The 9,688-nt window shown below is 68.9% G+C and carries 8 protein-coding genes, 3 pseudogenes and 1 riboswitch; of the genes and pseudogenes, 10 read left to right on the top strand and 1 reads right to left on the bottom strand.

Annotation, left to right across the window (positions count from 1 at the left end; translation table 11 throughout):
• The coding region (locus AC2W7C_RS08710; protein ID WP_486001078.1) for a diguanylate cyclase at positions 1 to 315 on the top strand (315 nt) is incomplete at its 5' end.
• On the opposite strand, the gene AC2W7C_RS08705 is transcribed toward AC2W7C_RS08710, so the two are convergent.
• Positions 312 to 812, bottom strand: a complete 501-nt coding sequence (locus tag AC2W7C_RS08705) for a hypothetical protein (protein WP_486001077.1) — start codon at positions 810 to 812, stop codon at positions 312 to 314. The two genes, AC2W7C_RS08710 and AC2W7C_RS08705, sit on opposite strands and share 4 nt — an antisense overlap.
• A 279-nt stretch (positions 813 to 1,091) precedes the next feature.
• On the opposite strand from AC2W7C_RS08705, the pseudogene rpsF reads away from it, so the two are divergent.
• The 9 genes and pseudogenes from rpsF (at position 1,092) to AC2W7C_RS08660 (ending at position 9,634) form a co-directional block, all read left to right on the top strand.
• Positions 1,092 to 1,480: pseudogene (gene rpsF, locus AC2W7C_RS08700) on the top strand (30S ribosomal protein S6).
• 12 nt (positions 1,481 to 1,492) lie between these two features.
• Positions 1,493 to 1,768 (top strand): 30S ribosomal protein S18, encoded by a 276-nt coding sequence (gene rpsR / locus AC2W7C_RS08695; RefSeq protein WP_343792668.1) that lies wholly within the window; start codon positions 1,493 to 1,495, stop codon positions 1,766 to 1,768.
• A 1-nt stretch (position 1,769) separates the two neighbouring features.
• Positions 1,770 to 2,353, top strand: a pseudogene (rplI, locus tag AC2W7C_RS08690) (50S ribosomal protein L9).
• 144 nt (positions 2,354 to 2,497) lie between these two features.
• Positions 2,498 to 2,884 (top strand): hypothetical protein, encoded by a 387-nt coding sequence (locus tag AC2W7C_RS08685; protein WP_486001076.1) that lies wholly within the window; start codon positions 2,498 to 2,500, stop codon positions 2,882 to 2,884.
• Positions 2,885 to 3,116: 232 nt separating this feature from the next.
• Positions 3,117 to 3,228, top strand: a riboswitch (SAM riboswitch).
• A gap of 276 nt (positions 3,229 to 3,504) precedes the next feature.
• Positions 3,505 to 4,356 (top strand): TonB-dependent receptor plug domain-containing protein, encoded by an 852-nt coding sequence (locus tag AC2W7C_RS08680; RefSeq protein WP_486001075.1) that lies wholly within the window; start codon positions 3,505 to 3,507, stop codon positions 4,354 to 4,356.
• Positions 4,268 to 5,938, top strand: coding sequence for a TonB-dependent receptor plug domain-containing protein (locus AC2W7C_RS08675; RefSeq protein ID WP_486001074.1), 1,671 nt, complete (start codon positions 4,268 to 4,270; stop codon positions 5,936 to 5,938). The genes AC2W7C_RS08680 and AC2W7C_RS08675 overlap by 89 nt, the downstream gene beginning before the upstream one ends.
• Positions 5,939 to 6,533: 595 nt before the next feature.
• A pseudogene (locus AC2W7C_RS08670) lies at positions 6,534 to 8,023 on the top strand (replicative DNA helicase).
• A gap of 112 nt (positions 8,024 to 8,135) precedes the next feature.
• Positions 8,136 to 9,263 (top strand): hypothetical protein, encoded by a 1,128-nt coding sequence (locus AC2W7C_RS08665; protein ID WP_486001073.1) that lies wholly within the window; start codon positions 8,136 to 8,138, stop codon positions 9,261 to 9,263.
• 47 nt (positions 9,264 to 9,310) lie between these two features.
• Complete coding sequence (locus AC2W7C_RS08660; protein ID WP_486001072.1) at positions 9,311 to 9,634, top strand: hypothetical protein; 324 nt, start codon at positions 9,311 to 9,313, stop codon at positions 9,632 to 9,634.
• Positions 9,635 to 9,688 lie beyond the last annotated feature (54 nt).

The raw sequence follows: 9,688 nt of genomic DNA, 5'->3' as shown, positions 1-9,688 counted from the left end.
GCCGTCCGCTACGGCGGCGAGGAGATGGCCGTGATCCTGCCCGGCACCCCCGCCGCCGGCGCCGCGCGAGTGGCCCGCACCCTCAAGGCCGCCATCGAGACCCTGGGCGTGCCCCACGTCGGAAGCGCCAAGGGCGTCCTGACCGCCAGCCTGGGCGTCGCCACGGCCGCCGGCCCTGTCGGGCGGACTATCGCCATGCCCGACGGCCTGCTGATCGGGGCGGACGGCGCACTGTATCGCGCCAAGAACAACGGGCGGAACCGGGTGGAGACGGTGGTGCTGCTGGCGCCGCGGGGGGATCGGCGGGCGGCCTAGGGCGTGCACTTACAGGTCCGGCGAGGTCCGCCGTCGCGCACGAAGCCAAAGCCCGCGGTCGGCCCGCAGCGGACCTTAGAAAAAGGCGAGTCTGCCTCCCCGAGGGCGATGATGGATGTCGCCTTGCCCCGGTGAGAGAAGCTGCCCTGCCAACCTTCGTAGCCAGAGGAGTTGTTGACGACATCGAGACGCAAGTCGTTCGAGAACCGGAGGCATAAGTCCGCGGTCAACCGGTCTACGGTCGCGGAGATTACTGTGGCCCCGCTGAGCAGAGCGTTCGCATTGTTCTCGGCATCGACAGGCTCCGGCAAACCAAATCGCTGCCCGTCGTCCTCGTCGGTAAGTGCGATCCCGTCCGGTGAAATCAATCGCCAGTGACAGCCAACTGCAAAGCCGGTGTCATCCTGGAGATCAAACGCCCAATCCGACTCCCGACGTTCAGCGCGGCATGGTCGTCCAACTGCCGCTGCTTCGAAGGCGAGTGCAAGGTCGTCCATAGAGCATCTCCAAGATGGGTCGGAGCCTACTGCATGAGCGTCTGCTTTCCACCCATCGCCGACATTCTGAAGGTCCACTCTCGTGAGCACACGACCTCGGCTTCCCCGCCTTGCCCCGCGCCGGCTTTTCCCCTATACGCGCCCGCTTTCCAGGGCTTCGGTCCCGGCGCGGAGTTCCAAAGGGTTCGGGAAGTCATCCCGGCCGCCGCTTCGGGAACCATCGTGGAACGGACTGAACCCGGTCCGATCCGCGCCGGCGTCCACAAGGGAGACCACCGCATGGCTCTTTACGAGCACACGGTCATGTCGCGCCAGGATATCTCCGCGCAGCAGGCCGAAGCGCTGAACGACACCATCAAGGCTCTGATCGAGGAAAACGGCGGCGCGTCGCCAAGATCGAGTACTGGGGTCTGCGCAACCTGACCTACCGGGTCAAGAAGAACCGCAAGGCGCACTATTCGCTGCTCGCGATCGACGCCCCCGCGGCCGCCATGGCCGAGGTCGAGCGTCAGCTGTCGATCAACGAAGACGTGCTGCGCTGGCTGACGGTCCGCGTCGAGGAGCTCGACCTGGAGCTGTCGCCGCTGCTGGCCCGCCGCGAGCGTGAACGTGAGCGCGAGCGCGAGCGCGGTCCCCGCGACGACGCCGCCGCCGAAGCCGCCTTCTAAGGAACCCGGAACATGACCGACACCACCGCCCCGATCCCGGGCGCGCCGGCCGGCTCCGGCCCGGCCCGCCGCCCGTTCTACCGCCGCCGCAAGGTGTGCCCGTTCTCCGGCCCGAACGCGCCGAAGATCGACTACAAGGACGTCAAGCTGCTGCAGCGCTACATCAGCGAACGCGGCAAGATCGTCCCGTCGCGCATCACGGCCGTCTCCCAGAAGAAGCAGCGCGAACTGGCCAAGGCCATCAAGCGCGCCCGCTACCTGGCCCTCCTGCCCTACGTGGTGAAGTAAGATGAAGGTCGTTCTGCTGGAACGCGTCGATAACCTCGGCGCCATCGGCGACGTCGTCACTGTCAAGGACGGCTTCGCCCGCAACTTCCTTCTGCCGCGCGACAAGGCCCGCCGGGCCACCGCCGCCAACCTGAAGGCCTTCGAACTCGACCGCGCCGCCATCGAGCAGCGCAACGAGAAGAACAAGGCCGAAGCGCAGAAGATCGCCGACAAGATCGACGGCCAGACCTACGTCATGATCCGCCAGGCGGGCGAGACCGGTCAGCTGTACGGTTCGGTCGCCGGCCGCGACGTCGCCGAGGCCGTCCAGGCCGAAGGCGGCAAGGTCGAGCGCTCGCAGGTCGTGCTCAACACCGCGATCAAGACGCTGGGCGTCCACGACGTGCTGGTCCGCCTGCACGCCGAGGTCTCGGCCACGGTCAAGATCAACGTGGCGCGTTCGGCCGAAGAAGCCGAGCGCCAGGCCCGCGGCGAGGACGTGATCAAGTCGCCTACGACGCCGACCGTGAAGTCGCCGCCGAACAGGCCGCGGACATGGTCGCCGGCGGCGCCGGCCAACAGGAAGGCCTCGGAACCGAGGCTTGATCTGATCGTCCTCCAAGACGAACCGTCGACGGCGGCGCGGATCCCTCCGCGCCGCCGTTTCGTTCCGGGACCCTGGCGCGTCAGGAAAGGAGAGTAGGTCCCCGTCTCGCCCGGCGTAGGATGCCGCAACGCCGGAGAGACGCCATGATCGACCGCCTGTTCGCCCCGCTCGTCGCCCTGGCGGCCCTGGCCGCCTGCGCCGGCGCCCCCGAACCCAAGATGACGGTCGAGGAGTTCCTGGCCCTCAACCAGCAGGTCAACCGAAACTCCGCCGCCCACCTGCAGCCCGACACCCGACGGATGGTGAAGGCCGGGGAAGACGCCGTCGTCGCCGTCCGCGAAGCTCAGGACGCGGCGCGGCGCGCGGGGCATCGCCCGCCGAACTGCCTGCCCGACACGCAGGCGCTGACGTCGAACGACATCGTCGCGGCGCTCGACGCGCTGGAGATGCCGGCGGAGCTTCGGGCGACCGAGACCCTGGAGGATGCGCTGCTGACTTGGGCCGAGCGGACCTATCCCTGTTTCGGCTAGGCTGGTCACGCCGCATCCGTTGAGGATCGGTGGTTTCACCAACGCGCGTCATGGCCGGGCTTGTCCCGGCCATCCATAAACGCCTTCCGGAGGCGAAGCGCCGCGGTTGAGCCAAGCTGGCGCCAGTCGGAGATCCTCGATGGCCGGGACAAGCCCGGCCATGACGGGTGGGACGATGATATTTTTATGTCGGTCCCTTGACGGTGTTCTGCTGCACCGCAATATCTGAACCGGCTCATCGAGACCGGCTGAGGGAAAAGGCCCTTGGACGCCGGGGCAACCTGCGGACCTCCGTAAGGTGCCAACTCCTTCGGGACCCTTCCCCGGGTCGCGGCAGATGAGAGGACCGGCGAAGCCCGGAATCCCTCTTTTTGTCACCGAAGCGGTTCCCGATCGAGCGGGAGACGACCATGCGTGACCTCACGCCTCATTCCCCGACCGTCCTCGCCGCCGGCATGCGCGCCCGGCGCACCGGCCCCATGCGATGTCGACGTTCGCTGTAACCGGCTGACCCTCTGCCGGCGACGTCGCGACCTGACTTCAACAAAACCGCAAAGCCCCATCGGCGATCGCTGCGCGCGACGCCGCGCGGCCCTCTGCGTCTCATCGAGAACAAGAAAATGATCCGCACCTCTCTCCGCATCGCCCTGTTCGCCGCCGCCTCGGCCCCGGCCCTGCTGGCCGGCGCCGCCGTCGCCCAGAGCCCTTCCCTTCCGGCCGCGCCCCAGGAGGAAACCACCGTCATCGACGAAGTGGTGGTCACCGGCACCCGCGCGCCCAACCGCTCGCGCCTGGACACCCTAGCCCCCGTCGACGTGGTCACCGCCGAGGACCTGCAGAACCGCGGCACCACCGAACTGGCCGCCGCCCTCGCCCAGGCCGTGCCGTCGCTCACCTTCCAGCGTCCGGCGGTCGTCGACGGCACCGACTCCATCCGCCCCGCCACCCTGCGCGGCCTGTCGCCCGACCAGACCCTGGTCCTAGTCAACAGCACGCGGCGCCACGCCTCGGCCCTGGTCAACGTCAACGGTTCGGTCGGACGCGGCTCGGCGGCGGTCGACCTGAACACCATCCCCTCAGGCGCCCTGGAGCGCGTCGAAGTGCTGCGCGACGGGGCGTCGGCCCAGTACGGCTCGGACGCCATCGCCGGCGTGGTGAACCTGCGCCTGCGCGAGGCGGACAGCGGCGGCGGCGCGACGCTCACGCTTGGCCAGTACTATACGACCGTCGACACCGCCCGCGCGGGCGGCGGACATCGAGGATGGCGGGACCCTGACCGCCTCGGCCTGGCAGGGCTTCCGGCTGGGGTCCGAGGGCTTCCTGACCCTGAGCGCGGAGTACCTTCAGCGGGACCCGACCAACCGCTCGGACCTGGATCCGCGCGTGACGCCCGCCGCAGTCACCGCCCGCTTCGGCGATCCCGAGGTCGAGCAGTGGACCGTGTTCGCCAACGCCGGCGCGCCGCTGGGTAATGGGTGGGAAGCCTACGGCTGGGCCGGCTATCAGGACCGCGACAGCGAAAGCGCCGCCTTCCCGCGTCTGGCCAATAACACCAACAACGTCCCGGCCATCTATCCGAACGGCTTCCTGCCCAAGATCGCCATCAACTCGCAGGACGTGTCGCTGGCGGGAGGGCTGCGCGGGTCCGTCGGCGGCTGGGACGCGGACGTGAACCTGGTCTACGGCCGCAACGCCCTGGATTTCCGGACGGAGGATTCGCTGAACGCCACCTATGGCGCCGCCTCGCCGACCAGTTTCGATTCCGGCTCGCTGATCTACGACCAGCTGGTCCTGGGCGCGGATTTCACGCGGCAGTTCGAGGTCGGCCTTTACGCCCCCCTGAACGTCGCAGTGGGCCTGGAGGCCCGCCGCGAGACCTATGAGATCCAGGCTGGCCAGCCCGAATCCTGGAACCGCGGTCCGCTGGGCGGGAACACGGCGCTGGCGGGCGGCGCCCAGGGCTTCGTCGGCTTCCAGCCCTCCAACGAAGTGGACGAGGACCGCACCGCCGTCGGCGTCTATGTCGACGTCGAGGCCCCCGTAACGGAGCAGTTCACCATCGCCGGCGCCGTCCGCTTCGAGGACTATTCCGACTTCGGGAACTCGACTACGGGCAAGATCTCGGCGCGCTACGACTTCACGCCGTCCTTCGCCCTCAGGGGTTCGGTCTCGACCGGCTTCCGGGCGCCGTCGCTGCAGCAGTCCTACTTCACCTCGACCGCCTCGGTGATCCAGAACGGCGCGGTGGTGGAGACCGGCACCTTCCCGGCCACCAGCCCGGTCGCGCGGCTGCTGGGCGGCCAGCCGCTGGATGCCGAAACCTCGACCAACTACACGCTCGGCGCCGTGTTCCGCTTCGGCGACTTCGACCTGACGATCGACGCCTATCAGATCGACATCGAGGACCAGATCGTTCTGTCGGAACTGTTGGCGGGCCGCAACTCCGCCGGCGTGATCGTCAACCCGGCGGTGGCCGCCATTCTGGACCCGTTGGGCATCCAGGCCGCGCGCTTCTTCGTCAACGGGGTCGAGACGAGCACCCAGGGGATCGACGTGGTCGGCCGCTATCGCCTGAACACCGAGACCTACGGCGACTGGGACTTCACGGTCGCCGCCAACGTCAACGACGTCTCGGTCGACCGCTTCCCGACCTCGACCTCCACCCTGCCCTCGCCGCCGCCGCTGTTCAGCCGCCAGCGCATCCTGACCATCGAGGAGGGCACGCCCGACACCAAGGTCTCGGCCAACGCCGACTGGAGCTATGGGCGCTGGGGCCTGACCGCCCGGACGACCTACTACGCCAGCGTGCTGCAGCCCGGGTCGACCGCGGCGGGCGACTACTCCACCGGCGACAAGACCGTGTTCGACTTCGAAGGCCGGTTCCAGCCCAACGATCGGATCACCCTGGCCCTGGGCGTCGACAACGCCTTCGACGAATACCCGGACGCCGTGCCCGAGACGCTGAACAGCAACGGCGTGCTGGGCTTCCCATACTACTCGCCGTTCGGCTTCAACGGGCGCTTCGTCTACGCCCGCGTCGGTTTGAACTGGTGAGTGGAGGCGGCGCGGGCGGCCCCTCCCCCGCCCGCGCCGCCGACCGTTGTTTCGCCGCAAACTTCGCGGCAAGCTGAGCCGTTCGAGGGAGAGGTCTTCATGCGTGCGGTCGTCGTCGCGGTTCTCGCCGCCTGTCTGTTCGCCGGTTCGGCCTCGGCCCAGTCAGGAATGACGCTGGACGATTTCGTCACCCGGGCGAACCGGATCCCGATGAACCCCTCGGCCATGCTGCGGCCGGACACCCACCGGCTGAAGGGGCGAGGCCGAGCGGGCCTTCCGCACGGTCGGAGGCGAGATCGACGCAGCGCGCGCCGCCGGCCGGACGCCGCCCGCCTGCCCGCCCGAGCGGATCAACCTCAACATTCCTCAGTTCCTGGCTCATCTGAACGGCATCCCGCAGGCGCGCCGCCAGCGGATGAGCGTCACCGACGGCGTCCGCGCCTGGATGGCGTCGCGCTATCCCTGCGCGAGCTGAGCCGTTAACTGATCCGTCAGCGGAATTTCGGCCGCATCCACAGGCGCAGGATTCTGTCCCCGCCGAAGGATACGACCGAGCATGACGTAGCTTGGGCGCATGGGGCATGAGATGACCCCGATGAACGCCTTCGCCCCCGTCAGCTTCCCGTCCCCGATGGATCCCGGCTCCGTCCCCTCCCTGCCCCACAATCTGGAGGCGGAACAGGCGCTGCTGGGCTCGCTCATGTTCGACAACGCCGTCTTCGAACGGCTCAGCGACCGCCTGCGCGGCAGCCATTTCTACGAGCCCTTCCACCAGCGACTCTACGACGCGATCGAGGACCACATCCGCCAGGGCATGCTGGCCGAGCCGACCATCCTGATGGAGCGCTTCAAGCAGGACCCGGCCTTCCAGGAGTTCGGCGGCCTGCGCTACCTGGCCGACCTGGTCGACCGGGCCCCGCCGGCGGCCAATGCGCCGGACTACGCCCGGGTGGTTTACGACCTGGCGCTGCGCCGCGACCTGATCCGCATCGGCGGCGAGATCATCAAGGAGGCGCCCCAGCCCGAGACCGCGGCCATCGACCAGATCGAGAGCGCCGAGCAGCAGCTCTACACCCTGGCCGAGACCGGCAAGCCGTCATCGGGCTTCGTCAGCTTCAGCCACGCCCTCAGCGGCGCGGTGCAGATGGCCGCCGAGGCCTATCAGCGCGACGGCAAGCTGGCCGGCCTGGCGACCAACCTGGACGACCTGGACCAGAAGCTGGGCGGCCTGCATCCGTCCGACCTGCTGATCCTCGCGGGCCGTCCGTCGATGGGCAAGACGGCGCTTGCCACCAACATCGCCTTCAACGTCGCCCGCAATTACCGCTGGGAGCCGACGCCGGAGGGCCGCAAGACGGTGAGCGGCGGCGTGGTCGCCTTCTACTCGCTGGAAATGAGCGCCGAACAGCTGGCCATGCGGATCCTGGCCGACGCCTCGGGCGTGTCCTCGGACAAGCTGCGCAAGGGCGAGATCAACGCCTCGGACTTCGGCAAGATCCGCGAGGCGGCGGTCGAGATCGGCGAGAGCCCGCTGTTCATCGACGCCACCGGCGGCCTGTCGATCTCCAAGCTGGCCGCCGCGCGCGCCGGCTGAAGCGCCAGGACCACGGCCTGGACCTGATCATCGTCGACTACCTTCAGCTGGTGACCACCGGCGAGGGCAACAGCCAGAAGAACCGCGTGCAAGAGGTCTCCGAGATCACCGGCGGCCTGAAGGCCCTGGCCAAGGAGCTGTCGGTGCCGATCATCGCCCTGTCGCAGCTCTCGCGTCAGGTCGAACAGCGCGAGGACAAGCGGCCCCAGCTGTCGGATCTGCGGGAATCGGGCTCGATCGAACAGGACGCCGACTGCGTCATGTTCGTGTACCGCGAAAGCTACTACCTGGGCCGCGCCGAGCCTCGCGAAGGCTCGCCCGAACACCTGCAGTGGCAGGAGGACATGGATCGCCTGCGCAACCAGGCCGAGGTGGTCATCGGCAAGCAGCGTCACGGCCCCATCGGCATCGTCAAGCTGAGCTTCGACGCCGACACGACCAAGTTCGGCAACCTGGCTCACGGGAACCGCTACGACAGCTACGGCGACTGATCCGCGCAGGGCGCGTCCCGGCCCTTGCCCCGAGATTGACACAATCCGGCCCGTCGGAGATAGGCTTGGGCGTTAACCTGTTCCGGGAGGGGACAGGCCTGGGGGATTACCTATGCGAGTTCTCGTCTGCGCGCTCGGCGCGCTGTCCCTGGCCGCGTGCGCGACGACGCCCGTGCCCAACGCCCGTCCGCTGAACGACGGCCAGATCGCGGCGATGGGGCCGACAACCTTCGCCGTGTCGGAAGACAACCACGGCGTGGGCAAGACCTGGTTCGCCCAGGACAGCTCCGCCGCCGGCGCCAGCTACGGCCTGATCGGGGCGCTGGTCTCGGCCACCCTGGACGCCATCGTCAACTCCTTCCCCGCCCGCCGGGCCACCCAGGCCGCCGACGAGATCGCCGAGGTGATGCCGGTCGACGCGCTGAACGCCTCGCTGGCCGAACATTTCCGACGCCAGATCGACGCGGACGGCGGCCCGGGCGTGGTCGTCGCCGACGTCTCGACCGTTCAGAAGCTGACCGCGCCGGGGGTCGTCAACGATGCGGTGGAGGTCGCCGCCTCCTATCGCCTGTCGGAGGACGCCACCACCCTGCAGGTGATCGTGTCGCTGAGCTATCAGAACCCAGAAATTCCCTACGCCACGCCCTACGCCTTCGAGGGGTCGCCGCCGAAGACCGAGCTGACCGGGCCGACGTACCGGAACACCTTCACCTACTCCTCGCGCCAGCTGCCCGTGCCGGTGCTCACGCCCGAGCTGCGCGAGCGCCTGATCGCCTCGGTCCAGGACAGCGCCCGCGACGAGTCCGGCGCCCTGCCGGCCGAAGGCACCGACGCCTTCAAGCAGATGACCAAGGAGATCGAGCAGGCCACCGACGACAACCTGACCAAGGGCGAGATCGCGATCTTCCTGACCCGCGAGTGGATCAAGGACAACGGCGCTCTCCTGCGCGCCGAGGTCGACAACGCCCACGCCCTGATCGCGCGCTACGCACTGATCGACCTGAACCGCACCGCCGTTCCCAGCCTGGAAGGTCAGGACGAACTGGTCGAGACCCTGGCGGACGGACGCACCGTGCGCCGCATCGGCTCGGGCGTCCTGGCCGGGTCCTATGTCTCGTCGCCGTCCGAGGTCGCGGCCTTCACGACCTACGGCAACACCATGAGCATCGCCCGGGCCCACACCGAACGGATGGAAGAGCTCCGCTCGGCCGCCCGCGCCCAATCGCGCGCCTCTCGATGAAGAGGGCGGCCGTCCTCCTAGCCGCCGGGCTGACGCTCGGCGGCTGCGTGAGCCACGACTACGCCCGCATCGACATGGCGGCCGGCAAGCCCTGGGGCTACAGCGACCTGCGCAACGCCGACGGCGGCTACACCGTCCGGGTGGTCCTGCCCGTCGGCCCGGAGCTGGCCTACGACTATTTCCACCGCCGGGCGGACGAGCTCTGCGAGGGGAAGACGGCGCGCAAGAGCGTGCACACGGCCGTCCGGCCGACGATGCTCTACGACCGCTATGGCGGGCGGCCGGGCCATTTCGTGCTGGAGGGGGTGGTCTACTGCGAGACGCCCGCCGCCGCGGAGCCGGCGGCCGTCCCGGCCCGGACGGCGTCCTAGCTCACCGCATCTCGACCCCGGCGGGTCCCCGGCGGGGGATCGCCAGCGCGCCCG

It is taken from the genome of Brevundimonas sp. CURTG3B2_SDJG (assembly GCF_057364705.1).
The sequence above is the reverse complement of the archived record's forward strand: the minus strand, read 5'-3'. Positions and strand labels throughout refer to the sequence as shown.

Excerpts from the sequence above, each read along its gene's own strand:
- AC2W7C_RS08665 (WP_486001073.1), top strand. The coding sequence starts at position 8,136 with ATGCGAGTTCTCGTCTGCGCGCTCGGCGCGCTGTCCCTGGCCGCGTGC.
- AC2W7C_RS08680 (WP_486001075.1), top strand. The coding sequence starts at position 3,505 with ATGATCCGCACCTCTCTCCGCATCGCCCTGTTCGCCGCCGCCTCGGCC.
- rpsR (WP_343792668.1), top strand. The coding sequence starts at position 1,493 with ATGACCGACACCACCGCCCCGATCCCGGGCGCGCCGGCCGGCTCCGGC.
- AC2W7C_RS08685 (WP_486001076.1), top strand. The coding sequence starts at position 2,498 with ATGATCGACCGCCTGTTCGCCCCGCTCGTCGCCCTGGCGGCCCTGGCC.
- AC2W7C_RS08705 (WP_486001077.1), bottom strand. The coding sequence starts at position 812 with ATGGACGACCTTGCACTCGCCTTCGAAGCAGCGGCAGTTGGACGACCA.